General features: G+C 63.4%; 1 protein-coding gene. It reads right to left on the bottom strand.

Annotation, left to right across the window (positions count from 1 at the left end; translation table 11 throughout):
* Positions 1 to 987, bottom strand: a 987-nt coding sequence (locus tag AC0L27_RS41050) for an IS701 family transposase (RefSeq protein WP_473323780.1), incomplete at both ends; no start/stop codon positions are given.

The following is a 987-nucleotide window of genomic DNA, read 5'->3' on the forward strand; positions in this document are numbered from 1 at the left end:
GCGACGAGTTGCTGAGGGGGGAATCGTCTCCTTCTCGGAGACCAGGAATCCGTAGGCTGCGATGCACATCGTGGCGTGATGATGGAAGCCACGCCAGCCGCGCCCCTCGAAGTGCCCGAGCCCGACTTCCTGCTTGAGTTCAAGATAGTCGCGTTCGATACGCCAGCGCAGCTTGGCGTAGTCGACAAGTTCGCGGAAGCCGATGTCGGCCGGCAACGTCGACAGCCAATATTTGGTCGGCTCGGCTTCGTCGGCAGGCCACTCGATCAGCAACCATTCCTCCGAGATCAATTCCGGTTTGAGCTGGGTATGTCCGACCCGAACGCGGACGCGGGCAAAGCGAGACGACAGCCACTCGGCCGAACCCTCCCGCCACCGGATCGTTTGCCAGGCTTCGTTGGGCAGATCCCGTGCAATGCGTTTGGCCGAGATCAGATCAGGCTCATCGCGACGCCCCGTATTGTTCAGCGGCCGGCCTTTCCGCTTCGGTTCGGTCCCGGGCGGCCACATCAGGAGCTTTGGCTGAATGCCGACGACGTAGCTCACGCCCAACGCCGTCATGCCGGTGCGCAGCCGCGAGTCCACGCCATAGGCGGCGTCCATCAAGGCGACCCCGCGAGGCAGCCCAGCCTCGCAGGCCCACCGGATCTGATCGAGCGCGATCTCCGGCTTGGTCTTGAAGCGGATGTCCTTTGGCACGCCCGCCTTCGTCCGCCGCACTTTATCCGTGGCCCACTCCTTCGGCAGATACAGCCGATAGGCCACCGGCAGGCTGGCGGAGTGATTGGCGATCGACAGCGACACCGCCACCTGACAATTGGCCTCCTTGCCGAGCTGACCGCAATACTGGACCTGCACCCCTACCGAATGCTTCCCGTGTTTGGGAAAACCCGTGTCGTCGATGATCCATGCCTCGATCGGCCCCTGCCGTTGCATCGAAGGCAGCACCATCTGGCGGACCTTGGCCAGCACCTTCTCGTCCGACCA

Source organism: Bradyrhizobium sp. Ken51 (assembly GCF_055807435.1).